Source organism: Ideonella livida (assembly GCF_010499455.1).
In the GTDB taxonomy this organism is placed as follows: Bacteria; Pseudomonadota; Gammaproteobacteria; order Burkholderiales; family Burkholderiaceae_C; genus Ideonella; species Ideonella livida.
Genome location: NZ_JAAGOH010000038.1, coordinates 14,774 through 40,428, shown reverse-complemented (window position 1 = coordinate 40,428; position 25,655 = coordinate 14,774). Strand labels below are relative to the sequence as shown.

Below are 25,655 nucleotides of genomic sequence, written 5' to 3'. Positions count from 1 at the left end.
CGGCAAAGACCAAACCGGCAAAGGCCACCATGGAGCCCAGCGAGAGGTCGAACTCGCCGCCAATCATCAGCAGCGCCGCGCCGATGGCCAGGATGCCGAGCTGGGCGGCAGGGGCCATGAAGTTCATCACCCCGGCGGCAGAGAACATCGATGGATCGGCCACCGACAGGAAAAAAAGGGTCACCAGCGCCAGGCCGCCGATGGCGCCAAGTTCTGGGCGACGGATCAGGGCGGCCATCAGCGAGACGTGTTTCAGACGTTCGTCGACAGGCCGAGCCTGGCCGGTCTCAGGGGTGGACAGGGTTCCGGTCACGGCGTTCATTCCAGGTGCTCATGCGTGAGGTGGGATCGGAGGCGGCCGTGCACAGGGCGCGGCCGCCCAGGTCTCGATCGCCAGGGCGACGATCAGCGGATGCCCTTGGCAGACAGGCCAATGACCTGGGACGCATTGGCCTTGGTCACAAAGCTCGGGCCGGAAGGCACGTTGCCGGCAGGCAACGTGCCGTAGCGGGCCTTGAGGGCCAGCGAGGACACCGGCACATAGCCCTGCAGGTAGGGCTGCTGGTCGACCGCGAACTCGGCCTTGCCTTCGGCCACGGCCTTCAGGAAGTTGGCCGACAGGTCATAGCTGACCACCTTGACCTTGGCGCCCAGGCCCAGGGCCTGCACCGCCGCCACGGCGCGCTCGCCCACCAGCGGTGCGCTCAGGCCCAGCACCACGTCGATGGCCTTGTCGGCACTGAGGGCAGCGCGGATCTTGGACTCGATCTCGGCCGGGTCGGCGCTGGTGGGCATCACCGTCACCGGGCCCCCGAAACCCTCTGTGACACCCTTGCAGCGCTGGTCCAGCGCCGCATTTCCCACCTCCTGGTTCACACACAGCACCTTGGTGCCGCCACGCTTCTTCAGCTCCGCGCCCACGGTGCGGCCGGCCGACAGCTCTTCCTGCCCCACATGGAAGGCGATGCCCAGGCGCTCGGCCGCAGCGATGCCCGAGTTCATCGACACCACCGGAATGCCGGCGGCCACCGCACGCTTGATGGCCGGGCCCAGCGCATCCGGATCGGGGTTGGAGATGACCAGACCGGCAGGCCTCTGGTTGACGGCCGCGTCGATCAGCTTGGCCATGGCCACCATGTCAAACGTTTCCGGCGCGCGATAGTCGACCTTGACGCCGGTGTCCTTGGCGGCCTGCATGGCCCCGTTCTTCACGATGGACCAGAAAGGGTCGGAGGCCTGCCCGTGTGTCACCACCAGGATGACGGGCTGGGCGGCCGACTGCGCCATCACCGGCGCAGCCGCTGACAGCGCCACGGCGACGCCAAGGGCGAACTTCTGAAGGAATCTGAACATGTCTGTCTCCTGTGTGGCGGTCTCGGCCGGCATGCCAGCGGACCCTTCTTGCTGAATTCTGCACCCGGGTGCAGAAGCTGCACAAAAAACTGCACCCGGGTGCAGTGACGTGTTTATACGTGGGTGTCCGTCACCCCGCAGTGGGGGAAACGCGTGAAAACGAATTTCCGATCTTTGCGGCTACCCGCCCACCACCGCCGGCGGCGGCCAGAAAACGGCAGCGACCCAGACGCCCCGGGAGGAGCGGTGAGGCCAGGGGTGAAGGGGCCCAACCGGGGGCGTCAGTCGCCCTCGGAACGGGGCACCACCCCCAGCTTGAGCCCCAACATGCCGAACAGGCGGTTGAAGGTTTGCACCGTGCCCTCGCTGCGCCCGGCCTCGATGTCCTGCAAGGTCCTGAAGGACACGCCCGAGAGCTTGGCCATCTCGGCCGTGGTCAGGCGCATGGTGCGCTTGAGGTGGCGCACCGCCTGCGGCAGCGTCCACTCCGGATGCGCCAGCACATCGGCCACCGCCTGCTGTCGCAGGGCCAGTTGCTCCGCCAGGGGCATGGGGGTGAAGCGCTTGTCCATGGGAAGGGTGGGCGTGGGCCGGTGGAAGTGACAGGCGACCGGCCGCTCAGGCCAGTCGCTCCAGGGCCTCGGCCTGGGCCAGGCAGGCCGGGCGCACCAAGGCCAGCAGCTCCGGGGCCAGGCCCCAGGCCGGGCCGTCCTGCGCCAACTCGCGCAGACGGGGTGCCAGCGCCCGCAGGCCGACCACCAGCGGCTCCCGCGCCAGTACCGGGGGAGCCTGCCGGCCACGGCGGCGCTTGGCGGCGGCCGCCACGTCAGCCGCCAAAGCCATCAGGCGATCGATCACCCGGGACCAGTCGGTGCGGCCATGGTCATTGCCCTCCCACCGGATGCGGCGCGCGATGCCATCGGGATGCAGGACCATGGGCGCAAAGTCAAACAGCGGCGTGAGCGCCACCCGCCCCGCAAAATCCCGCTGCACCGCCGTGTTGCGCGCGTGGTTGTCCTTGTTGAGCAGGGCCAGGTTGGCCACGTCACGGCGCAGGTACTCCAGCATTTCGGTCTGGGGGTCGGTGCAGTGGCGCAGGAGCGCGGCACACACGGCATCGTGGCTGGGCACGGCGTCAAAGCCGGGCAGGCCGGTCAGGGTGGCCACGCTCTCCTGGGCCAGGCGAATGACTTGACCCGCCCGCACCACCCGATCAAAGCGCGGGATGAACAAGGCCCGCTGGCGCAGCACCAAAGGGGCATGCACCCGCAGCCCGAGGTGACGCGCGATGGCCATGTAGGGGGCCTCATGGTGCAGGATGCTGGCCAAGCGGGCATTGGCGCCCCGGCCGAACTTGACGATGTAATGCGCCACCGCCCGCTCATCAGGCAAGGCATGGTCCAGGTACAGCAAGCCATCCTCAGCGCGGGTGAGCAGGATCTTGGGCCACTCGCCCTGCACCCCGGAGGAGCCCGCCACGAACAGGCCATGCGCGGCCAGGTGCTCGGCAAAGTCGTCGCTGCGCTCAGCCACCTCGGCATCGGTGAAGCCGCGCAGTGGTCCCGGTTGCTCGGCGCACCAGGCGGCGGCCTCCTTGACCCGCAGGTGCCCGATGGGGTGGCCCGCCCCGGCCATCAGCAGCCGCCAGTCGGCCCCTTCGCCGGCGTTGGGGTTCAAGCCCAGGCGGCGCAGCATCTCCTGACGGCCAAAGCCCTGCGGCAGCATGTCGATGAGGAAGACCGGCCAATGGGGCACCTGCCAGGCCTCCAGGCCCACCGGCCAGGCCGCGCACAGGGCATGCGCGTCGCGCGCGCCGGTGTGCTCAAAGGCCCACTCCACGCCGTAGCCACCGTAGCAGCGGGCACGCCAGCCCTGCGCCTCGTCGCCCAGACGCTGGATTCGGGCCACGTCGTGCCACTGGCCCTGGTGGTGGAGTTCAAGGGTGCAGGCGGCGCTCATTTGCACGGAATTCTAGGCAAATCATCGCCTTTCAGGCTGGCAATAGATGTGCTTTTTCGTGCAATTGAACGTCTCGTGGCGGGTGGCACATCGGCGGGTCGGACGCCGCCACATACCCCCACCTGCACCGCCTGCCGCCAGAAGCTGACAGCCCTCCCCCAGCGCCCCCGCATGCTGCGGTGGCCGTGGCCTCGGCCGAGGCCTATGCGGCGCGGCCGGCGCAGACGCGCGAAGCGCTCATTGCACGGCCAGTCCGATGTGGCGCTCCAGCGCGGCACTGTCCTCACGCAGGGTGGCGGCGTGGTCCTCATGCACCACCCGGCCACGGTCCAGGAGGAGGGCGCGCAGCAAGTCCTGGCGGTTCAGCGGGGCCAGGCCTTCTTGCCTGTGCTGCGGCGCGGGCGCCTGGAGGTTGAGCACCCCGGGGCGTCCACGATGTCGGACGTGATGTCGGCCGGGATGTCAACGGCACTGCCCGGCGTGGTGCCACCCCGCAGGGTGGTGGACGAGCCCACGCCGCCGCTCTATGCGTGCGCGGCGCACCACGCCTTCTTCAAGCCGCCGCGTGAAGGTTCTGATTTCACCGGCAGCGCTGCGGCTCACGCCTGCTGACCGACCGGCTGTTTGAGGTTGAGGTGGCGCTGATCCAGCTGCGGCGCTGGCTCATCGATCACCCGGCTGCGCGCCGGTCAGCCGCAGACGCGGGTGACGGCGGACCTGGGCTGTTCCACGGCCTCGGCCTTGAGCCGGGCGTTCAAGCAGCGCCTTGGCGCCGCACCGCGTGAGTGGCGGGCGGCCGAGCCCTGAGCAGGGTGTGCCCGCTCAGGGCGCCTAGGCCTGCGGCGCGCCACCGGCGTAGCGGCGCTCCAGAGCGTCCCACTCGGGCTTGCCCACCAGGCGCTGGCGCTCGGCGAAGGGCGTCACCAGGCCGCTGGATTCCAGCACTTCCCCCTGGTCACGCAGGGCGGTGAGCGCCTTCTGCATGCCGGCCACCGCGCCCTGCAGGGCGGCATTGGCATACAGCACCAGGCCATAGCCCAGCGTGGCCAGCTCGGCGGCGTTGACGATGGGGGTGCGCCCACCGATCACCATGTTCATCAGCTGCGGGCGGTCCAGGCGCCGGGGCAGTGCGAGCACCTGCTCGGCGGTGGTGACGGCCTCCACAAAGAGCAGGTCGGCCCCGGCCTCGGCAAAGGCCTGGGCACGCGCCACCGCGGCCTCAAAGCCCTGGGTGGCGGCCGCGTCGGTGCGGGCCAGGATCAGCAGGTCGGGGTCACGGCGGGCATCCACCGCGGCCTTGATCTTGTCCACCGCCTCGTCCAGCGCAATCACCGCCTTGCCGCTGAAGTGGCCGCAGCGCTTGGGCGCCACCTGGTCCTCCAACTGGATGGCGTCGGCCCCGGCCCGCTCCAGCGTGCGCACCGCATGGCGCACGTTCAGCGCGTTGCCAAACCCGGTGTCGGCGTCCACCAGCAGGGGCAGGTCCACCGCCTCGCGGATGCGGGCGGTGTGGTCGGCCATCTCAGCCAAGCCCACGAAGCCCTGGTCGGGCAGGCCCAGCCACATGTTGCTGACGCCGGCGCCGGTGACGTAGACCGCCTCGTAGCCCAGGTCGGCGATGACCCTGGCCGACAGGGCGTTGAAAGCACCGGGGACGATGACGCCGCGGCGGGCTTGGGCCAGGGCCTTCAGGCGCTGGCGGGAGGACAGTGGGGTCATGAGCGCAAGAGCAGGTCAAGGAACAGTCGGAGGGATCAGCCACCCGGGGCAGGCACGTACACCCACCCCGCCATGAGCAGGCGAGCGCTGCGGCTCATCACCGCCTTGCGCACCTGCCAGCAGCCCGCCACCCGTGCGGCGCTGGCGCCCACGCACAAGGTACCGGCCGGATGGCCGAAACACACCCGCTCGCGCCCGGGGCCGCCGCCGGCGGCCTGATGCACCAGGGTGCGGGGCACGGCCGCCGCCACGGCGATGGCCACCGAGGCGGTGCCCATCATGGCGTGGTGCAGGCGGCCCATGGACAGGGCGCGCACCAGCAGGTCCACCTCGTGCGCGGCAATGGGCCGGCCGTTGGAGGCGGTGTAGGCCCGGGGCGGTGCCACCAGGGCGATTTTGGGCGTGTGCTGCCGGCCGGCGGCCTCCTCGGATCGCCGGATCAGGCCCATGCGCAGCGCACCGGCCACGCGGATGGCCTCCAGCCGGGCCAGCAAGGCGGCGTCGGCGTTGACGGTGTCACGGCCTTCGGTGCCGGTGCAGCCCACGTCCTCGGCGCGGATGAACACCGTGGGGATGCCCGCCTGGATGAGCGTGGCCTGCAGCCGGCCCCCCGGCACCACGGCCTCGGGCAACTCCAGCGTGTCCACCACCTGCCCGGTGGGAAACAGGCCTGCGCCGGCCGCACCGTCGCCCGTCCCCTCCCCTTCGGGCGCCGGGTCGAGGAACTCCAGCACGATCTCGGCCGCGGGAAAGGCCACGCCGTCGAGGGTGAAGTCCCCCGCCTCCAGCACCTGCCCGGCCTGTACCGGCACATGGGCCAGCAGGGTCTTGGCGGTGTTGACCTGCCACAGCCGCACAGGGCACACCCCTTCACGCGGCACACGGGCCGGGTCCACCAGGCCGGCCTGCAGCGCAAAGGCACCCGCCGCCGCGCTGAGGTTGCCGCAGTTGCCCGACCAGTCCACCACCGGCCGGTCCACCGCCACCTGGCCGAACAGGTAGTCCACGTCATGGCCCGGCCGGGTGGCGGGCGAGAGGATCACCACCTTGCTGGTGCTGGAGGTGGCGCCCCCCAGGCCATCGATCTGCGTGCCGTAGGGGTCAGGGCTGCCGATGACACGCAGCAGCAGCCGGTCGCGCGCAGGCCCGGGCACCTGGCAGTCGGCCGGCAGGTCCTGCAGGCGGAAGAACACGCCTTTGCTGGTGCCGCCGCGCCACCAGGCGGCGGGGATGCGCAAGGGGCCCGTGCGGGCCTGCGCTGGCAGGGCACCGCCTGCCTCCGGGCCCACCTGTCGGGCCGGGGTCGTCAGAACAGGAAAGACGCTGGACATGGGCGCGCAGTGTGCCTGCTCAGGGCGGGTTGGCGGTGTCGGCCCCGCCGCCGCTGGCCGGCCGGGGCAGGGGCAGCGGCTCAGGTAGGGGTTCAGGCAGGGCGGCAGCAGCGGCCGGCGCACCCGCCGACCGGCCTCCCCACTGGGCCAGCCCCTCGCGCAGGGCCTCGTCGACGGCCCGCAGGAGGGCCGGGACCCGGCTGACCTCCTGGACCTGGCCGTTGAGCCGGAGCACCCCTTCGGCGTACTCGAAGGCCAGGGTCAGGTCCTCCCCCTGGGGCACGGCCCAGCCCTGCTGCAAGGCCGCCTCGCGCTGCCCGGACGGCATCAGGCCGGCGCCCACCTGCAGGCGGCCTTCGGCGCGCAGCTGGGTGGCCAGTGCCGGCTGGCCCCCGGGGGCTTCGGCCAGCGTCACCATCAGGCGGCCAGCCAGCGCGCCTTGCGCGCTCTGCCCGCCCAGGTGTGGCACACCCAGCGACAGGCCACGGGCCAGCAGGCGGGTCAGGGCGGCGGCCGCCGCCCGACCCTCCTGAGGCGAAAGGGCCGGCGCGCCGCAGCCCTGCCCCAGCAAGGGCACCAGGGTGTGCACGCTGGCGGCGTCCAGACCCTGCAAGGCCCACTGCATCTCCAGCCCGCTGAGCTCGACACCGGCCAGCTGCAGCTGGCGCACCGCGGGGGTAATGCTCAGGTCCAGGCGGTCGCCCTGCGCGGTGCTCCGGGTCAGCAAGGACAGGCCCTGAAGTTGTGCCAGGCCGGTCTCCAGCCGGTCCGCGGTCAGCTGCAACTGGCCCAGCCCCCGGTGGCGGTCCGTCAGGTCCACGTCCAGGGCCAGGCCACCCGCAGCCCATGCCGGCCCCCGCCCCCCGGTGAGCAGTTGCGGCAGCGTCCAAGCCAGGCCCAGCGCCGGCCCATCCAGCCGAACCTGCAGCTCGGACGGTGCGGCCTCCAGGGTCAGGCCGGCACGGTTCAGCGTCCAGGCCGGCACGGGCACCCAGGCCTGCAGCGCACCGCCCAGGCCCAACCGGCCTTGGCCGGCCAGGCCATCGACCTCGCCAAACACGGCCCGAAAGGCGGCCACCGTGCGCTCCTGCTGCAAAGCCTTCCAATCCAGGCTGGCCAGACGATGGGGCAGCGGCAGGTGGGAGACGGTGTAGTCCACCCGCATCACCCACGCCGGCGCCGGCGAAGCGACGCAGCCCGGGGCCAGCGTCAGCTCCAACTGCCCCTGTGAGCGCCACAGCCCACGTTCATGGCGGAGCAGCCGCAGCGGCCCCGGCCCCTGGGCTGGCGCCAAAGCCTCCACCGCCGCCTGCACCCGCTGGCCCAGCAGCACTCCCGCCCCCAGCCAGCCGGCGACGGCCACGCCCAGCGTCGCAACCCCGGCCCACACCCCCACCTTGCGCATCTCACCTCCCTGAGCCTGCAATGGATGGGGTGCAGTGTGGCAGGGCGGAGCCGAGCGGCCGCGGGCGCCGGTTGACCGTCAGGCCGGTGGGCCCCTCAGCACCGCCGGCAACTGCTCAGCGACCGCGTCGGAGGACTGCGGGCTCTGCCCGGTGATGAGGCACCCGACGTCGTCCTGCACCACAAAGGGCTGCGAGGGCGCGGCACCCTCGTCGTGGGAGGTCAGGATCACCAGGACGTGCAGGGCCATGGCCCGGAAACGCCCCCCAAGGGCTGGCGGATGTGGTGGATGAAATCCGCACTCTATGCAGGCATACAGCATCGATAAACTGACACCAAATCATCTAATTTATTACTTGGTGGAATAAATTGAGTCGAAGCTTTGAACCTGTGCAGCTGGGCAGCATTGAGCTGTTCTGCAAGGCCGCGGCGTTGGGCAGTTTCACCGCGGCGGCTGAGGCCTTGGGTATCACGCCGGCCGCGGTGAGCCGCTCGGTGGCCCGGCTGGAGTCGCGGTTGGGTGCCCGCCTGTTCACCCGCAGCACCCGGCGAATCCGCCTCACGGCGGAGGGGCAGGCCTACCACCAGCACTGCCAGCAGGCGCTGGACCAGATTGCAGAGGCCGAGCGGGCCATCGCCGGCCGGCAACAGGTGCCGCAAGGCCGCCTGCGTGTCAGCGTGGGCACCGTGTACGCCCAGTACCGGCTCATGGCCCTGTTGCCCGGCTTTCAGGCCCGCTACCCGCAAGTGGCCCTGGAACTGCATGTGGCCAACCACAACGTGGACCTGGTGGCCGATGGCCATGACCTGGCCATCCGGCCGGGGGAACCCGGCGACTCCGCCCTGATCGCCCGAAAGCTGGAGGATGCGACCCTGGGCGTGTTTGGCGCGCCGTCCTATCTTTCCCGGTGTGGCCGGCCTCAGCGACTGGAGGATCTGGCCAGGCATGACCGACTGCTGTTCGTGCGGCCCAGCACCGGACGCCCCATGCCCTGGCTGCTGCGAGACGACCAAGGCCAGGATGTGGACCTGAACCTGGACAGCCCCTGGCAGGTGCATGACGATGTGCAGGCCAGCTTGCTGTGGGCAGCTCATGGCGGTGGCCTGGTGCAGACCTACCACTTTGCGGCCGCCACCTTCGGCGGGGCACTCGAGGAAGTGCTGCCCCAGACCGCGGGACGCAGTCGGCCCTTTTATGTGCTGTATCCGCACCAGCGCCTGCTTTCGGCCCGGGTCAGGGCCTTTGTGGACTACTTGTGTCGGTCAGTGCAAGAGCATCAGACCAGTTTCCAGGCCGGCGAGGGAAGGTCGGTGGGGAGAGAAGGGGAGGGTGTTCTACGGTAGAACACCCCGCCACCGGAGAAGGACTGCCACGGTTGACCCACCTCACACCCGCAGCCGACAACGGCACCTCGCAATCCCCCAGGGAGACCGGCGGCAGGCACGGGGAGCTGGTGTGGCGCTTGAGCTGCGGCGCGGCATGGCAGCCTGCTGCGCCGCCCGATGTCAGGCGGGTGAAGCCAACCGGTTGGCAATCGGGGAAGGGAGGGAAGGAGACCAGCGCGCGGCAATGGAAGCTGCAAAGGCCGGGGCATTCAGGCGGGGTGTTCTACGGTAGAACACCCCGACCGGGACAGCCTCAGCGGCGGGTGCGCAGTTGTCCGTCCACCAACTGCGCCACAAAGGCGCTCAACTGGGACTCTTCGGCCGCACCGAGGGTGCCGGGCTTGAGGCGCAGCAGCAGCCCCCCCCGGTCGTCCCGCTCCATGGACCCCACCACCTGGCCCGCACGCAAGATGTCCGAGCGACCACCAGCATCGGCCACTGGCGCCAGGCCCAGCAAGTTCTGCAACACCTCCTTGGCGACTGGCCGCGTCGTGCGCCGGGACAGGGCTTTGGCGCGTTGCAGCACACCAGCGGCATCGGTTTCCAGTGCGGTCTGCAATTTGGGCGCCCAGCGGTATTGCAATTCCAGAGGCGAGCCAAAGGCAGCCACCACCTCAGCCGGCAGGTTGGCCAGCTGGATGGCCGTGCTGGCATTGCCCACCTGCACGCCCAATGCGGCAGCCAGCTTGCGCAGCGAAGGGAACAACCCCGTGTCCAACGCCCGCTTGTACATCACGCCCTGTTCCCACGGGGACAGGTTGGCACGTTCGCGGTTCTCCCGGTCCATCTCCGCAAACAGCTCGGCGTCGGTCATCGACTGCACCACGGCCGCCACCGGAATGCCCAACTCCAGGCAAGCCCGGTGCCGCCGGTGGCCGAAGGCGATTTCGTACTGCGCCGCATCGCCGGGCGTGCTGCCAAGGATCCGGCGCACCTTGATCGGCTGCACATTGCGTCCGGCCGACGCAATCTCGGCCTTCAGGGAGTCGAACTCTGCCCCCTGAAACGAGGCCTCGTGACGGTTGGCATAACGGCTGGGCTGGATGCGTTTGGGGTCCAGAAACTCGACCACCGCGGCGTCCTCGAACGCTTTGAGCTTTTCCTTGAGCGCGCGGTTCTCGGCCTCCACCCCACGGCCCATGGCCAGCGAGGCGCTGATGGCCCCCACCGCCGTGCGCGGCGCCGCCACCACTGAGGCCCGAGGCGCCGCCGCACTGGGGGCGGCAGGCGCGGCCGCCGCCTCGTCGTCCTCGTCGAAGTTGATGCCCTTGGCTTTGTCGATCAGCTTGCTCATTCGCTTGTCTCCGTCGGCGTGGTTTGGCGCAGCCAGGCGCTGACCATCTGCGCCTCGACTGCATCCACGAACTGGTCATAGGCGTCCACCGCCCGCTTGATGGTGCGCGAAGAGGCAGAGCCAGGCTTCATGTCATAGATCGAGCCGAACTCGGCGCTGGCCGAAGCGGCGGTCGCCGTCTTGGGGATCTCGATGGACAGCACTTTGGCGCCATACGCTGCCGAGATCCACTCCCGCACCACATTCGAGGCGATGTCGCTGGAGTCCACCTTAGACAGCAGCACGTTCACGAAATCGAATTTCTTGTTCCGCCCCCGCGAGCCCAGCTCCTTGGTCAGGTCGTAGAACAGGTCCCAGAACTGCACGCTGGAGGCAAAGTCCAGCGCGTTGGGGGGCAGGGGAGTGATCAAGCCGTCGGCAGCCATCATGGCATTGATGGTCACGTAGCTCAGTGAGGGCGGGGTGTCGATGACGATGGCGTCATAGTGTTGGCGCGCCAAGTCGATGCCGTAATGCAGCACATTCCAGAACTGGAAGCTGCTGCCTTCGTCACGCTGGCGGCCCGGCAGGGCGAACTCAGCGCTGAACAGCAGGCTGGTGGCTGGCACCAGGTCGATGCCATCGAAGTAAGTGCCGCGGATGGCGTACTCGATGCTGTCCTGCTCTCCTAGGCACAGCGGCAGGATGGTGTCCTGCGCCTCCACCTCGGCATCGGGCAGGATCCCGAAGAGGGTGGTCAGGCTGCCCTGCGGGTCGCAGTCGATCACCAGGACCTTGTGGCCGCGGATGCTCAAGCCCTGCGCCAGCGTGAGGGCCGTGGTGGTCTTGGTCACACCGCCCTTGAAATTGGCCACCGCAATGGTGATGGCTTCGGCGCCATCCGGGCGCATGCGGTCGTGGCGCAGCTGGCGCGACCATTGCCGCACCTCAGGCAGCTGGAACTCCCGTCGGGTACCCGAGGCGTTCATCGAGCCCGAGGGCAGGCTGCCGCCCTTGCGGGCCCGGTAATCCACTTGCCGGGTGTCGAGGCCGCAGAGTTGGCCCAACTGCGCCGGCCCGAAACGGGGGGCCTCCTTGGACGAATTGGGAGCGAGCATCGCCCTGCGCACCTTGGCCAACACCTTCTTGGCCCTGTCGGCCTGTTGACCGATGTCCTCCAGGGCCAATTGTTCTCGCCCTTCCACCAGGATTTGTGACACGTAGGCTCCTTGTCAAAGATGGAATTGATTGTAGGTTTTCGCGCTCAATCAGTGTCGAACAACGAATGAAGATTTGCCAAACGATCAAAGCCACACTTGGCGGACGGTGGATGGTTGCAGCCAAGAGGGTTCTGTGGGCATTTCGTATTTCCGGAGGGGATCTCCAGATCGTCCTCAAATCGTTTAGAGACTTTTAGAGAATTCAAGAGATTTACGCCAGACTTTTTATATATATTTCAATGACTTGAATGACTACGGCGTCCGCCGACTGGGGCCTGTGCGTCCGGCAGGCGTGGCTTGGCGTCCGGCTGGTGCGGCTTGGCCGTCCGCCAACTGGGGTGCTGTCCGCCAAAAAGGGTGCGCCCAGGCCTCAAGACCGACGCGGGGGCCTTGGCGGGCCGCCTGGAGGGCCTGTCCGTCAGGTGTGGCCTGGGATGACGCACGGCTTCGCAAGGCGTCCAAACAAACATGGACATCATGGGAGTGCTCTTGGGTGGCCGTGCTGGCGCTCATCCCGCCCGTCCGCCCCTTGCGGTCGGCGCCTGGTGGTGGGTCTGAAGGTGTCCAAGAATCTCCGGACATAGAATGGGCTGTGGCCGATCCCAAACCCCTTCACCGCGCCGGGCCCGAGACGGGCGATCCCACGGCAGCGCCGCACCTGCCAGGTACCTTGCACAAGGCGGTGCAGGCCCTGGCCATTGAACCCTTGACCATGGCGCTTTCGGTCACCGGCCGCAAAGCCTATGACGTGATGATCTGGTTGGCGCAGCGGGGACGGCCGGGCCCGGATGGCGGCTACTCCAGCCCGGTCAGCGCCATCCTCAAGGGCTTTGGCTCCACCACCAAGGCCAGCGAGCGCGTGCAGCGCTACATCGAGCAGATGGTGCAGACCACCGTGGTCTGGCGGCCCCTGGCGCCCAGCGATGCCAACTCCCTGACCCTGGATGGTTTTGAGCTGCCGGGGGGAGACGCCCCGGAACCGGCGCTGCAACAGGAAGCCCGCACCTTCCCCTTGCTGGCAGAGGCCCGGCTTTACAAGCGGGCAGGGGAGTGGTGGGTCACCTGGTACTACCCGCCTTCGATCGCCGAGCAGATCATCGACCCCGATCGATGGGCCCAGATCGAACTCAATTCCATCGCGCGCTTGAGCACCTACACCGCCGTGGCCCTCTACGAGATCTGCGCCCGCTACAAGGACAGCCCAGGCGGCCTGACCTCACGCCATGAACCCGACCACTGGACCCAGGTGCTGCGCGAAGGGGGCGGCCTGAAGGCCCGGGAGTTCCGCAAGTTCAAGAGCGAGCTTCTGTTGCCGGCCCTGCGGGACATCAACGACAAGACCGAGTTGTTGGTGGAGTTGGTGGAGCACCGGCGCGGCGCCGTTCTGGAGACGGTGCAGTTCAAGGTGGCGCGCAAGCCGGCACCTCATACGGCACGGGCCATGCCGGTGGAGCCGGCCGACGTGTCACTGGCCTTGCGCGCGGCCCAGTGGGGCATCCGCGAGGTCGACCTCGACCCCCTGCTGGTGCGCCATGGCGAGGACCGCGTGGCCGAGGCCCTGGATGCCTTGGCGGCCCATGTGGAGAGCCAGCGCAGCGGCCCGGTGCGCAAGCCCGCGGCCTACCTCACCGCCATCCTGGCCAAGAAGCAGGCCCCCGCGGCGGCACCGGCCTCGGCACCCCCGCCTGCACCGGTGGCCACCCAGGTGCAGGCGGCCGCGCCAGCCCCTGAGGTCGAGAGCCTGAAGGAGCGTGAGCGCCAGGTGGAGGTGTGGCGTCAGCAGCGGCTGCGCGAGATCCGCGAGGAATTCGCCCATGAACCCGCGGAGCGTAAGGCGTCCATCCTCAACCAGGTCCGCCAGCAGCACCCCCTGCTGGCCGCCACCCCGGCCGTGCGCCGCCGCCTGGACGCAGGCGAATGGGAGTCGCCGCTGGTCTCACACGCGGTGCTGGATGTGTACGCCACGAGCAAGTACGGCCCGCGCTGGAAGGAACCCGCCGACCTGGACTTGGTGATGGCGAGTGTGCAGGCCCATCGCGGCCGCTGATAAACAAGATATACGCAAATCCGATAGGCATACCTCTATGGTGTTTGGCCTGCTCTTTGCTTAGAACGCTTTGCGTATATTTATAAGAAAGCAGGGGGCTAACGCCGGCTCCAAGGTGCCTGCACACTGCCAACTCGCTCCGCGAGGAACCCGGCCAGCAGCCGCAAGACCAAGGGCGGATGGAGGCGCGAATGCCCGTGCCTGCGCGATGAAACCCGGCCACACATGGCCGCTGGCAGCCCCACCGACCGCAGCGCCATCGCGTACACCCGCGACAACCTGGTGCGGATGGAAGCCGAGCGCCCCCGGTCAGCCCTCGCCGCCACGCCACGCCCGGCCCACCCCGGCGCAGGCCAGGGCATCGCGCTGGCCTGCTGCACCAAGGGCCTCAAAGGCGAGATGAAGTGGTGAGTCGGCGCCCTCGGCTCGAAGACGGATCGCGGCGTACGCCAAAGGGCGCCTTGCCCGGTCTGTCCCCAGATGCTGTGGGTAACTCTGTGGCCTGAGGGGTCTCGGTCTCTGCAAGTATTTGCTGTAAAAGGACTTTCAACAAAGTGCCACATAAAGATGCAAGCACCCTGGCATGCCACCTGAGCACCTGCGTCACCGTCTGCAAGTGCTTGGTGGGCTTGGATTTGTGGCCTGGGGCGTGAAGGAGGGAAGAAAAATTTGCTTAATTCTTATAGGTTGATTATTACGATAATCATGTTAATTTCGAGATAAGCGCCCTCTCACCTCAATCCAACGCCAACCCCGTGGCCCGCACCCACCGACCCCGGCGCTGCCAATGCGCTTCCAGCTTCTTGCGCAGGGTGGAGCCGTCGACCAGGCACGGGGTCAGTTCCAGCTTGCCGGCGGCGGTGGCCAGTTCGGGCCCTGGCGGCCTGGATCAAGGAGGCCCTGCCGCGGATGGACGAGGGACTCACCCGCCCCCACCCGCCTATCCCGCCGCCCGCGCCGGTATGGCCTCACTGAGGTCAGCCCCCAGGCCATCGGCGCCACGCCCTGCGCCAGCCCGGCGGTGCGCAAGCTCAGCTTCACCGGGTCCACCGCGGTGGGCCAGCGCCTGTACGCGCAGTGCGCGGGCAGCGTCAAGAAGCTGTCGCTGGAGCTGGGCGGCAACGCGCCCTTCATCGTCTTTGACGACGCCGACCTGGAGGCCGCGGTGCAGGGCCTGATGCCGTCGAAGTTCCGCAACAGCGGCCAGACCTGCCTGTGCGCCAACCGCATCTATGTGCAGGACGCCCTGCAAAGGGGCGCCACGCTGCGCCTGGGGGGCGCTCCCCTGCGGCAGGGGGACCTGGCGGGGGGACACTTCTTTGCCCCCACGGTGCTGACCAAGGTGCCGGCCGATGTGCGGGTGGCCCGCGAGGAAACCTTCGGGCCGCTGGCCGCGATCGTGCGCTTCCACACCGAGGACGAGGTCATCGCCCTGGCCAACGACTCCCCCTATGGCCTGGCGGCCTACTTCTACAGCCGCGACATCGGCCGGGTGCACCGGGTGAACGAGGCGCTGGAGAGCGGCATGGTGGGCGTCAACACCGGCCTGATCTCCACCGAGGTGGCCAAGTACACCGCCAAGGCGTGTTGAGCAGCGGTGCCGCCCGGGGTCGCGGGGTTGATCCCGCCCGCCCCGGGGCAAGGAGCAAGACTAGGCCGATGCCGGCGCGACTGGCTGTGGGACCGGCGCGGTACGCAGGCCCGCAGCCACCACCAGCACGCCCAGCACGATGGCGCCCAGCGCGATCAGCGGCACGACGTGGATACCGAGGTGCTGGGCCAGCCCGCCGGTCAGGGCTGGCGCCAGCGCCCCCCCGACCACCTCACCCAGCCCCACCACGATGCCGGTGGCCGTGGTCACCAGACGCGTCGGCACGGCGCGATGCGTGATCGGCCCGACGATGATGGCCACCACTCCCGCGTTCATGAACGTGGCCACGAACAGCGTGGCGAACAGGGCCAGCGGCTGCGTCCCCAGGCCCGGCAGGATCCACAGCGCCACCAGCTCCACGGTCATCGCGGCCAGCATGAGCAGCTTGAGATTGCAACGGTCGGACAGGGCGGGCAGGAGCACCATGCCCAGGCAGCTGCCCACGCCGATGCCGGCCAGCACCCCACCCATCTGGGTGAGGTCCAGGCGCAGGTGGTCGGTCAGGTAGTTGGGCATGAAGGCGGACAGCACGATGAGGCCGCTGAGCAGGCAGCACATCGCCAAGGTGCCGGCCACCACATCGCGGTAGCGCAGCACCTCCCACCAGCGGGTCTTGAACACGGCCGAGGCCTCAGGGTCGGGCTGGTGCTCGCGCAGGGTGCGGGCCAGCAGCCAGGCCACGACCAGGCCCGGCAGCGCCAGGACGCCGAACACCCAGTGCCAGCTGGGCATGACCTGCAGCAGGCCCACCGCGACCACCGGCCCCAGCCCCAGGCCCACCAGCGGTGCGGCGGTCTGCTGCAGGCCGATGTTCAGGCCGATGCGGCTGGGTTTGGACGCCTCGATGGTGGCCACGATGGAGGCCGGCACATAGGCCCCTTCGGCCAGGCCCATCAACGCCCGGATGGCCAGCAGGCTGCCCAGCCCCGTGGCCAGGCCGCTGGTGGCCACCAGCAGCGAGAAGACCACCACCGCCGGCACCAGAACGCGCTTGCGACCCACCCGGTCGGAGAGCCGGCCGGTGAAGATGGAGGACAGGCCCCAGGCCAGGGCCAGCACCGCCGAGATCAGGCCCATGTCCTGGTAGTTCAGGCCCAGGTCCCGGGCCATGACGGGGAACAGTGGGTTGATGATGAAGCGGTCCAGCCCCACCAGGCCAAAGCCCAGGGAGAGCAGGCCCACGGCCTTGAGTTCGTAGGCGCGGGACCAGCTGGCCCCCGCGGCGGGTGCGGCTTGTGCGCAAGAGTGATCGGACATGAGCGGGCTCCGGGGGCCAGGCGTTGGAAAAAGAAGCCCGCGCCGGCCCAGGAGACGCCGGCCGGCGCAGGCAAGGCTCCGCCCGCCGACGACCCCTGTCGGCCTGGAGGAAGCAAGGCTCCGCCCGGGAGGCCGGCGCAGGCCCCCAGGACGGGAAGAGGACAGCGGCGCCCGGGCCGGCCGGCTCAGGCCGGGCCGTCGGGCGCCCGGATCGTCAGGCGGAAGCCGACGCGGGACGGCGGCCGCGGCCAGGCCCGCGCGGGGCGGGCGGCTGCAGCGCCGGGCTGGTGGCCAGGACGATCTCGGTCGTCTCCCAGTAGTGACCGTGCAGCAGCTGCTGCACCTTGGCGATGTCACGGGCCATGGCGGCCTCCATCAGCTGGCGGTGCTCGTTGAAGGTGTCGCGCCCCTTGGGCCGGGTGTAGATCTCGGCCAGGTTGCGGTAGCGCTCGCTCTTGTCATAGAGCAGCCCGCAGACACGCAGCATCCAAGGGGAGCCGCAGCCGTCGACCAGGGCCTCATGGAAGGCCCGGTGCGCCACTGCCCAAGGGCCGTGGTGGGCCTCGTTCGTCGGCGCAGGTGTGCGTGACAGCAGGTGGTAGGCACTGAGCAAGCGGGACTCCCACGCCACCCCCCCCTTCTCCAGGGCCTGGCTGAGGGCCAGGCCCTCAATGGCCACCCGGGTGGTGGTCAGGTCCATCAGCTCCTCGCGCGAGACCGCCGCCACGCAGAAGCCGCGCTGCTCCTCCGACTCCACCAGGCCCTCGGGCACCAGACGCGAGAGGGCCTCGCGGATGGCCGTGGGGCCCACCTGGTAGCGCTCGCTCAGGCTCTGGATGCGCAGCCGCTCGCTGGGGCGCAGCGCACCGCCCAGGATGTCGGCGCGCAGCTGCTCGAAGGCCTGGGAGGTCAGGCTCTTGGCGGAGGAGGGGGTGGCCACAGGGTCCATGGGGGCGGCGAAGGAGTGAGGGGATCGGCGCCGTGTCCGGGGAGCCCGGTCGACGGCAGCTGGGGCGAATGATGCCCTGATCCGGGGCTTCAAGTCCATAAGACCAAGCATCATGGATTTCCCTACGTTTTATCGATAAAAACGCCTTTAATCTGAAAAAAGCGATCGGATCGACAGATCGCCCCATCCACCGGCGCCTCACGGCCCCAGCAGGAGACTCCATGCCCACCCCTTTGTCTGCGCCCCCCTCGGCGCCGCCCGACGCCGGGATGCCCCGGTCCGCACCGCCGCGCAGCGGTGCCCCCGCTCACCGGCCGGCCCTGCCGCCGCTGCTGCTTGCCCTGTTGGCGGCCCCCTGGGCCGGCGGGGCCATGGCGACCGAGATCACCACCGGCGAGCCCCGGCTCCAGCTGCGCTGGGACAACACCGTCAAGGCCAGCCTCGCCAGCCGGCTGAAGGCCGCCGACCCGGCCCTGCTGGCCAGCGCCAACCACGACGACGGCAACCGCAACTTCGGCAAGGGCCTGATCTCGCAACGCGTGGACTGGCTCAGCGAGGCCGACCTCACCTGGGACAAGCGCCTGGGGGCCCGCCTGAGTGCCGCGGCCTGGCATGACCGCGCTTACCTGAGCCGCAACGACAACCCGGGCTTTGCGGGCGGGGCCTTCCCGAACCAGACCTCGGCCAGTGCGAACCAGTTCACCGAGGCGACCCGTACGGTGCATGGCCGGCATGCCGAGGTGCTGGACGCCTTCGCCTTTGCCCGCTTCGAGTTGGGCGAGGCCAATGGCAGCGTGCGCGCCGGGCACCATGCGCTGGTCTGGGGCGAGAGCCTGTTCTTTGGCACCAACGCCGTGGCCGGTGGCCAGATGCCGGTGGACGTGGTCAAGCTGGTGTCGGTGCCCGGCACCCCCTTCAAGGAGGCCATCCGCCCGGTGCCCATGCTCTCGGGCCAGGTGCAGCTGGATGCCCACCTGACCCTGGGCGCCTATGTGCAGACGGGCTGGCAGGCCAGCCGCACCGCCGCGGTGGGCAGCTATTTCTCCAATGCCGACCCGGCGGTGGACGGGGGTGAACGCCTCCTGACCGGGCCGTCCTCGGCGGCGGTGCGCGATGCGGACCAACGCCCCCGCGACGGCGGGCAGTGGGGTCTGCAGATGCGCCTGCGCGGCGACGAGACCGACTACGGCGTGTACCTGCTCAACTTCCACGCCAAGACGCCGCAGCTGGTGCCGCGCCTGAGCCTGCTCACCCCGCCGGCCGTGCCTGAACCCACTGCCGTGCCCACCGGCTATGCCATGGCCTACCAGCAGGACATCAAGGTGCTGGGCCTGAGCGCCAGCCGCACCTTTGGCGACTTCAACGTGGCGCTGGAGGCCTCGGTCCGCCACAACCAGGACCTGGCCAGCACACAGGGGGCCGACGCCTCGGCCTTTGCGCCGGTGGCGCCCACCGACAACCAAGACCACCCCGGCTATGCCGTGGGCCGCACCGCCCACCTGAACGTTTCCACCCTGGCCACCCTGCCCGAGACCGCCCTGTGGCGCGAGGCCAGCCTGGTGGCCGAGCTGGCCTGGAACCGCCTGCTCAGCGTCAGCCGCAACGCTGCAGCCTTGGACCCCAACGGCACCCGCGACGGCGTCGCCCTGCGCCTGCAGCTGGAACCCACCTACCGCGGCGTGCTGCCCGGCATGGACCTGGGCGTGCCGCTGGGCCTGGGCTGGGCGCCCAAGGGCTCGCGCCCCTTGGCCATGAGCAGCCCCAATGCCTGGATTCCCGAGGGCGGCGGTGATGTGTCCATCGGCCTGAACGGCAGCTACCACGACAGCCTGCGCTTCTCGCTCTCACTCACCCACTACCTGGGCACGGCCGCTCCCTTCAATGACGCCGCCAACGCCTACAGCTGGCAGCAGACGCTCAAGGACCGGGACTTCGTGTCCGCCTCGGTGCGCTACGCCTTCTGAACCCTGGAGAACCCATGACCCCCCGACGCCCCCTGGCCCCCTGGGCCACCACTGCTCTGGCCGCTGCTTTGTGCGCCACCCTGGCCGGCCCCTGGACCCCTGCGCACGCCGCTGTCAGCGCGGATGAAGCCGCGCAACTGCGCACCCAGCTCACCCCCATGGGGGCCGAGCGCGCGGCCAATGCCGACGGCAGCATTCCGGCCTGGACCGGCCAGCCCACGGCCGGCGCCGGCCTGGGCGCCGACGGCCGCCGTGCCGACCCCTTTGCCGCCGAGAAACCGCTGCTCAGCATCACCGCCAAGAACCAGGCCGCCCACGCCGCCCGCCTGAGCGAAGGTGTCAAGGCCCTGCTGCAGAAGTACCCCAACACCTTCCGCCTGGACGTCTACCGCACCCACCGTACCGCCATCGCCCCGCAGTGGGTGTACGACAACACCTTGCGCAACGCCACCGGCGCCAGCCTGGTGGAAGGCGGCGCCGGCCTGCAACCCAAGGGCGCCTACGGCGGCGTGCCCTTCCCCATCCCCAAGACTGGGGAGGAGGTGATGTGGAACCACAAGCTGGCCTGGCGTGGCGCGTCCTGGTACTGGGAGTTCTTTGGCTACCAGCTTTCGGCCGATGGCCGCTGGGTGCTGGCCGGTGACACCGCCAATGACACCCAGATGCCCTACTACAACCAGAACGGCGCCGACAAGTTCAATGGGGAGTACTGGCTGGTGCGCTCGCTGACCCGGGGCCCCTCGCTCCGCGCGGGCGAGGCCATCGTGGGGCGCTTGCACCTGGAAGAGTCCAAAAGCGCCTCATGGGTGTACCTCACCGGCCAACGGCGTGTGCGCAAGCTGCCCAACAACTGCTGCGACACGCCCACCCCCTTCTCCGCCGGCATCACCACCTTTGACGAAGTGGAGGTCTACCAGGGTCGCAGCGACCGCTTTGACTGGAAGCTGGTGGGCAAGAAGGAGCTGTACGTGCCCTACAACGGCAACCGGCTGATGACGCCCGCCAAGGCCGAAGAGGTGCTGGGCGCCCGCCACCTCAACCCCGACCATGTGCGCTGGGAGCTGCACCGCGTCTGGGTGGTGGAGGCCACGCTCAAGCCCGGCCAGCGCCACACCACCCCCAAGAGCCGCTATTACGTGGATGAGGACAGCTGGCAAGCCCTGCTGGCCGAGCGCTACGACGCCAACGGCCAACTGGCCCGTGTGCCCTTTGGCATACCGGCGGTGATGGGTGACGTGCCGGCCACCGCGGTCGTGACCTGGGGCGTGTATGACCTGACCTCCGGGGCCTCGTACATCAACGGCCTGGTCAACGAACGCCGCGCCGCCTACCGGCCCATGCCCGCCTACAAGGACGTGACCTTCACGCCCGACGCCATGGCCGGCGAAGGCGTGCGCTGATGCCGCGCCGCCCGCCACGCCCCGCCAGGTTGCCCCCGATGACCACGCCCCCCTTCCACGCCCCTGGCCGCCGCGCCTGGCTGCGTGCCCTGCCCGCCTGGGCCCTGGCGCCCGCCCTGGGCGCGGGTGCCCTGTGCACGGAGGCCCGCGCCACCACGGCCGCGGCGGCGCCCGACCGCTTTGCAGCCCTCGATCGTCCCGCCCTGCGCTTGCGCCAGCCGACACGTGCCGGCCTGCTGGCCGCCGCCCTGGCCGGCCCGCGCTGGGTGGCCGTGGGCGAGCGCGGGCTGGTGCTGCTCAGCGATGACCAGGGCGCACAGTGGCGCCAGGCCGTGGTGCCCGTGAGCGTTGGCCTTACCGCCGTGGCCTTTGCCGATGGCCAACGCGGCTGGGCCGTGGGGCATGGCGGCGCGGTGCTGGCCACCCAAGACGGCGGTGAGCGCTGGCACCGCGTGGCCGAGGGCCGCCGCCTGGCTACAGCGCTGCTGGAGGGTGCCCAGGCCATGGCCGGCAGCGCCACGGCGTCAGCCACCCAGCGCCACGCCCAGTTGCTGGTGGACGATGGCCCAGACAAGCCGCTGCTGGAGGTGCAGTGGCTGCCCGACCCACCGGGCGGGTCCGGCACCCTGCTGGTGCTGGGCGCCTATGGCCTGGCGCTGGCCTCCCGCGACGGGGGCGCCCAGTGGCAGCCCCTGGGCCAGGCCGGGGGCGGCCTGGACAACCCCAAGGGCCTGCACCTCTACAGCGCCGCCGTGCGCGGCCGCGAATGGCTGCTGGTCGGTGAGCAGGGCCTGCTGCTGCATTCGGCCGATGGAGGTGCGGGCTTTGCCCGCGTGGCCTCGCCCTACGCCGGCTCGTGGTTCAGCGCCTTGGCCTTGCGCGATGGCCGCTGGCTGCTGGCCGGCCTGCGGGGCCAGGTGTGGCTGGGCGCGCCCGCCCAAGGCTGGCAGCCCGTGGCCGGCCTGCCGCCGGCCAGCGTGCTGCAGGCCGTGGCCCGCCCGGGGGGTGGCGTGTGGCTGCTCAATCAGGCCGGCCAGCTCTGGCAACTGCACGCCGGGGCGGCGCCCAGCGCCGTGCCGCTGCCCGCGCTGCCGCCCCTGGCCAGCCTGCTGCCGCTGACTGAGACGCGTGTGCTCGCCCTGAGCGCCGTCGGCCCCCATGTGATCGAACTGCCCGACACGCCATGAGCCCTGACCTGATCTCCCCCACGCCGCCCCGGGACCCGGACGCCGGCTTTGACCCCCGCTCGGGCTCGCTGGTCGAGCGCGCGCTGTTCAACCACCGCGCCGCGGTGCTGCTGCTGTGCCTGCTGGCCACGCTGCTGCTGGGCTGGCAGGCCACGCGGCTGCAGCTCTCGGCCAGCTTTGAGAAAACCATCCCGGCCAGCCATCCCTTCATCCAGAACTTTCTGGCGCACCAGGCCGAGTTGCACGGCCTGGGCAATGCGGTGCGCATCGCCGTGGCCAATCCCCAGGGCAACATTTACGACGCCGCTTACCTGGAGACGCTGCGCCAGCTCAACGACGCGGTCTTCCTGCTGCCGGGCGTGGACCGCATGCAGATGAAAAGCCTGTGGACCCCCAGCACCCGCTGGACCGGCGTGACCGAAGACGGGCTGGAAGGCGGCCCGGTCATCCCCGAAGGCTATGCCGGCCGGCCCGAAGACCTGCAGCAGCTGGCCGCCAACGTGGCGCGCTCGGGTGAGGTGGGTCAGCTGGTGGCGCTGGACGGCCGCTCCAGCGTCATCTATGTGCCCTTGCTGGCGCATGACGCCCAGGGCCAGCCGCTGGACTACGGCCGCCTGGCCGCCCAGCTGGAGGCGCTGCGCACCCAGTTCGAGGCGCGTGGCGTGACGGTGCACATCACCGGCTTCGCCAAGATCGTGGGCGAGCTGATGGACGGCGTGCGCGCCGTGGCCGGTTTCTTTGGCCTGGCGGTGCTGATTGCGGCGGCCATGGTGTACGGCTACACCCGCTGCGTCCGCTCCACCGCCCTGGTGGTGCTGTGCTCGCTGGTGGCGGTGGTGTGGCAGCTGGGGCTGCTGCCGGCGCTGGGCATGGCGCTGGACCCGTACTCGCTGCTGGTGCCGTTTCTGATCTTCGCCATCGGCATGAGCCACGGGGCGCAGAAGATGAACGGCATCATGCAAGACATCGGCCGGGGCACCGACCGGCTGGTGGCTGCGCGCCTGACCTTTCGCCGCCTGTTCTTGGCCGGGCTGACCGCGCTGCTGGCCGATGCGGTGGGCTTTGCCGTGCTGCTGGTGATCGACATCCAGGTCATCCGCGAGCTGGCCCTGGCCGCCAGCCTGGGCGTGGGCGTGCTGATCTTCACCAACCTGATCCTGCTGCCTGTTCTGCTGAGCTACACCGGTGTCAACGCCCAGGCGGCCCAGCGCAGCTTGCAAGCTGAGCGCGCCGACCAGCGGGGTGACGCCCGCCACCCGCTGTGGGCCGCGCTGGACCGCTTCACCCAGCCGCGTGCCGCCACGGCGGCCTTGGTCCTGGCCGGCCTGGCCTTGGCCGGCGGCGTGGGCTTGAGCCAGCGCCTGGCCATTGGCGACCTGGACCCCGGTGCCGCCGAGCTGCGCCCGGGCAGCCGCTACAACCGCGACGTGGCTTTCCTCAACGGGGCCTACGGCGCCTCCAGCGACGTGCTGGCGGTGATGGTGCAGACCCCCGACGGCCAGTGCACCCAGCTGGCCACCGTCCAGCGGGTGGACCAACTGGAGTGGCAGCTGCGCCAGGTGGAGGGCGTGGAAAGCACCCAGACCCTGGCCCTGCTCAACCGCCGCGTGGCCGTGGGCCTGAACGAGGGCCACCCCAAGTGGGGCGAGCTGCTGCCCAGCCAGGACATGGTCAACACCATCACCGCCGGGGCGCCACGCGGCCTCTACAACGACGCCTGCAGCCTGCTCACCGTCTACGTGTACCTGAGCGACCACAAGGCCCAGACGCTGCAACGGGTGGTGGCCCATGTGCAGGCCTTTGCGGCCGAGCACGACACTGCCGAGGTGAAGTTCTTGCTGGCCGCTGGCTCGGCCGGCATTGAGGCCGCCACCAACATCGTGGTGCAGCAGGCCTGGCGCACCATGCTCTGGCTGGTGTACGGCGCGGTGGCGCTGCTGTGCTTCATCACCTTCCGCTCGTGGCGGGCGGTGCTGGTGGCGCTGCTGCCGCTGGTGCTCACCAGCTTTCTGGCCGAGGCGCTGATGGTGGCGCTGGGCCTGGGCGTGAAGGTGGCCACGCTGCCCGTCATCGCCCTGGGCGTGGGCATTGGCGTGGACTATGCGCTCTACATCCTGTCCATCCTGCTGGCGCGGCTCAAAGAGGGGGCCAGCCTGTCCGAGGCCTACTACCGCGCCCTGCTGTTCACCGGCAAGGTGGTGATGCTCACCGGCGTCACCCTGGCGCTGGGGGTCGTCACCTGGGTGGCCAGCCCCATCAAGTTCCAGGCCGACATGGGCCTGCTGCTGGCCTTCATGTTCCTGCTCAACATGGTGGGCGCGCTGGTGCTCATCCCGGCGGGGGCCCATCTGCTGCTGCGGCCCAAACCGCGCCAGGCCGAGCGGTCCATGCGCTTTCAGAGGTGGCTGTGATGGCCCGCACCGCACGCCTGGGGCCGCTCAGCCTGGTGCTGGCCCTGCTCTGCGCCCCCGTCGCGGCGGCCGAACGGGTGCTGGTGGGCGCTTCCCTGCCCCTGTCGGGCCCGCTGGCCGGCCACGGCCAGGCCTGGCTGCGCGGCCTGCAACTGGGTTTGGGCTTGGGCCCAGGGTCGGAAGGCACTGAGCGCACCCTGACCCTGCAGGCCCTGGACGACCGGGCCGACCCCGCCCAGATGGCGCGCAACGCCCAGAGCTTGGCCGAGGCCGGCGCCGTGGCGCTCACCGGCTTTGGCACCGGGGCTGAGACTGTGCTGCCCGTGCTCACCGCCCAGGGCCTGCCCCTGGTGGGCGTGGCCAGTGGGTCTGAAGCCCTGCGCGAGCCGGTGCACCCCTGGGTATTCCACCTGCGAGCCGGCGTGCAGGACGAGGCCGGTGCCATGGTCATCCACCTGGACCTGGTGGGCCTGACCGACGTGGCCACCGTCAGCCAGGCCGACGTCCTGGGCCAGGCGGGCCGCCACGGCATGCGCAGTGAACTGGCACGCTACGCCATTCGCCCGGTGGCGCAGGTGGAGCTGCCTGTGCAAGCCGATGCGGCCGCGGTGCAGGCCGCCGTGGCCCAGGCCTGCACCCCCCAGCCCCAGGCCCTGGTGCTGATGCTGGAGCCGGTGCGGGCGCTGGCCGCCCTGCAGCAGGCCCGCCAGCTGGGTTGCGGTCGCCTGCGGTATGTGTTCAACGAGGTGGGCATGCGCCTGCTGGCCCAGCCGGAGGGCGCCCAGGCGCTCAAAGGCGTGGTGGTGCCGCAGTTGCTGCCGCACCCGTCGCAATTGGGTTCACCGCTGGTGGCGGCGTTCCAGCGCGCGGCGGGCCCGGCCGGCGTGGCGCCCAGCTATGCGGCGCTGGAGGGCTACCTGCACGGCCGCGTGCTGGTCGAGGCGCTGGCCCGCTGCGGCCGAGAGGTCAGCCGCCGCTGCGTGGCCCACACGTTGGAAAGCCGGCCCCTGGAGGTGGGCGGCTATCGCCTGAGCTTCAGCCCCCACGACCACCGGGGCAGTCACTGGGTGGACATGACCATCGTCACGGCCGATGGCCGCCTGCGTCGTTGATCCCCGCCTGCGCTTCACCCTGGATCCCCCCG

20 protein-coding genes and 2 pseudogenes are annotated in these 25,655 nt (G+C 70.0%); 9 read left to right on the top strand and 13 right to left on the bottom strand.

The annotated features are described in order from the left end of the window. The 9 genes and pseudogenes from G3A44_RS20295 to G3A44_RS20255 form a co-directional block, all read right to left on the bottom strand. Positions 1-322: pseudogene (locus G3A44_RS20295) on the bottom strand (ABC transporter permease); the annotation flags it as partial. Between the two features lie 83 nt (positions 323-405). After that, a complete protein-coding gene (locus G3A44_RS20290; protein WP_163459576.1) occupies positions 406-1,353 on the bottom strand; it encodes a sugar ABC transporter substrate-binding protein in 948 nt (315 codons plus the stop codon). A 281-nt stretch (positions 1,354-1,634) separates the two neighbouring features. Then, positions 1,635-1,925: a helix-turn-helix domain-containing protein gene (locus G3A44_RS20285; RefSeq protein ID WP_163459575.1), complete on the bottom strand. Its 291-nt coding sequence runs from the start codon at positions 1,923-1,925 to the stop codon at positions 1,635-1,637. A 46-nt stretch (positions 1,926-1,971) separates the two neighbouring features. Further along, a complete protein-coding gene (locus G3A44_RS20280; RefSeq protein ID WP_163459574.1) occupies positions 1,972-3,312 on the bottom strand; it encodes a type II toxin-antitoxin system HipA family toxin in 1,341 nt (446 codons plus the stop codon). Positions 3,313-3,549: 237 nt separating this feature from the next. Continuing rightward, positions 3,550-3,732: a hypothetical protein gene (locus tag G3A44_RS20275; RefSeq protein ID WP_163459573.1), complete on the bottom strand. Its 183-nt coding sequence runs from the start codon at positions 3,730-3,732 to the stop codon at positions 3,550-3,552. A gap of 411 nt (positions 3,733-4,143) precedes the next feature. Beyond that, on the bottom strand, positions 4,144-5,022 hold the full coding sequence (locus G3A44_RS20270) for an isocitrate lyase/PEP mutase family protein (protein ID WP_163459580.1): 879 nt from the start codon (positions 5,020-5,022) through the stop codon (positions 4,144-4,146). A gap of 44 nt (positions 5,023-5,066) precedes the next feature. After that, a complete protein-coding gene (gene prpF, locus G3A44_RS20265) occupies positions 5,067-6,362 on the bottom strand; it encodes a 2-methylaconitate cis-trans isomerase PrpF (protein WP_163459572.1) in 1,296 nt (431 codons plus the stop codon). A 19-nt stretch (positions 6,363-6,381) separates the two neighbouring features. After that, positions 6,382-7,767 (bottom strand): DUF945 family protein, encoded by a 1,386-nt coding sequence (locus G3A44_RS20260; RefSeq protein WP_163459571.1) that lies wholly within the window; start codon positions 7,765-7,767, stop codon positions 6,382-6,384. A 78-nt stretch (positions 7,768-7,845) separates the two neighbouring features. Then, positions 7,846-8,016, bottom strand: coding sequence for a hypothetical protein (locus G3A44_RS20255; protein WP_163459570.1), 171 nt, complete (start codon positions 8,014-8,016; stop codon positions 7,846-7,848). A gap of 119 nt (positions 8,017-8,135) precedes the next feature. On the opposite strand from G3A44_RS20255, the gene G3A44_RS20250 reads away from it, so the two are divergent. Next, positions 8,136-9,110: a LysR family transcriptional regulator gene (locus G3A44_RS20250; RefSeq protein ID WP_203561502.1), complete on the top strand. Its 975-nt coding sequence runs from the start codon at positions 8,136-8,138 to the stop codon at positions 9,108-9,110. 295 nt (positions 9,111-9,405) lie between these two features. Here G3A44_RS20250 and G3A44_RS20245 read toward each other — a convergent pair whose 3' ends face one another. Continuing rightward, entirely contained in the window at positions 9,406-10,446 is a 1,041-nt protein-coding gene (locus tag G3A44_RS20245) for a ParB/RepB/Spo0J family partition protein (RefSeq protein WP_163459569.1), read from the bottom strand. After that, entirely contained in the window at positions 10,443-11,645 is a 1,203-nt protein-coding gene (locus tag G3A44_RS20240) for a ParA family protein (RefSeq protein ID WP_310734424.1), read from the bottom strand. The genes G3A44_RS20245 and G3A44_RS20240 overlap by 4 nt, the downstream gene beginning before the upstream one ends. A 592-nt stretch (positions 11,646-12,237) precedes the next feature. Between G3A44_RS20240 and G3A44_RS20235 the strand changes: the two genes are divergently transcribed. From G3A44_RS20235 to G3A44_RS20225, 3 genes and pseudogenes are all read left to right on the top strand, one after another. Next, complete coding sequence (locus G3A44_RS20235; RefSeq protein ID WP_163459568.1) at positions 12,238-13,692, top strand: replication initiation protein; 1,455 nt, start codon at positions 12,238-12,240, stop codon at positions 13,690-13,692. A gap of 225 nt (positions 13,693-13,917) precedes the next feature. Beyond that, the gene (locus G3A44_RS20230; protein WP_163459567.1) at positions 13,918-14,103 is read left to right on the top strand and encodes a hypothetical protein; all 186 of its coding nucleotides are present in this window, start codon (positions 13,918-13,920) and stop codon (positions 14,101-14,103) included. A 571-nt stretch (positions 14,104-14,674) separates the two neighbouring features. Further along, positions 14,675-15,265: pseudogene (locus tag G3A44_RS20225) on the top strand (aldehyde dehydrogenase family protein); the annotation flags it as partial. 78 nt (positions 15,266-15,343) lie between these two features. Here G3A44_RS20225 and G3A44_RS20220 read toward each other — a convergent pair. Both G3A44_RS20220 and G3A44_RS20215 read right to left on the bottom strand, forming a co-directional pair. Then, positions 15,344-16,600 (bottom strand): MFS transporter, encoded by a 1,257-nt coding sequence (locus tag G3A44_RS20220; RefSeq protein ID WP_163459565.1) that lies wholly within the window; start codon positions 16,598-16,600, stop codon positions 15,344-15,346. Positions 16,601-16,814: 214 nt separating this feature from the next. Further along, positions 16,815-17,549, bottom strand: a complete 735-nt coding sequence (locus tag G3A44_RS20215; RefSeq protein WP_163459564.1) for a GntR family transcriptional regulator — start codon at positions 17,547-17,549, stop codon at positions 16,815-16,817. A gap of 221 nt (positions 17,550-17,770) precedes the next feature. On the opposite strand from G3A44_RS20215, the gene G3A44_RS20210 reads away from it, so the two are divergent. The 5 genes from G3A44_RS20210 to G3A44_RS20190 are packed head-to-tail and all read left to right on the top strand — an operon-like array spanning position 17,771 to position 25,623. Continuing rightward, positions 17,771-19,513 (top strand): DUF1302 domain-containing protein, encoded by a 1,743-nt coding sequence (locus G3A44_RS20210; RefSeq protein WP_239061998.1) that lies wholly within the window; start codon positions 17,771-17,773, stop codon positions 19,511-19,513. A 14-nt stretch (positions 19,514-19,527) separates the two neighbouring features. Next, the gene (locus G3A44_RS20205) at positions 19,528-20,913 is read left to right on the top strand and encodes a DUF1329 domain-containing protein (RefSeq protein WP_163459563.1); all 1,386 of its coding nucleotides are present in this window, start codon (positions 19,528-19,530) and stop codon (positions 20,911-20,913) included. 38 nt (positions 20,914-20,951) lie between these two features. Next, positions 20,952-22,100: a WD40/YVTN/BNR-like repeat-containing protein gene (locus G3A44_RS20200; protein ID WP_163459562.1), complete on the top strand. Its 1,149-nt coding sequence runs from the start codon at positions 20,952-20,954 to the stop codon at positions 22,098-22,100. Next, the gene (locus G3A44_RS20195; RefSeq protein ID WP_163459561.1) at positions 22,097-24,511 is read left to right on the top strand and encodes an efflux RND transporter permease subunit; all 2,415 of its coding nucleotides are present in this window, start codon (positions 22,097-22,099) and stop codon (positions 24,509-24,511) included. Before G3A44_RS20200 ends, G3A44_RS20195 begins: the two co-directional genes overlap by 4 nt. Beyond that, entirely contained in the window at positions 24,511-25,623 is a 1,113-nt protein-coding gene (locus tag G3A44_RS20190) for an ABC transporter substrate-binding protein (protein WP_163459560.1), read from the top strand. Before G3A44_RS20195 ends, G3A44_RS20190 begins: the two co-directional genes overlap by 1 nt. The last annotated feature ends 32 nt before the right edge of the window (positions 25,624-25,655 follow it).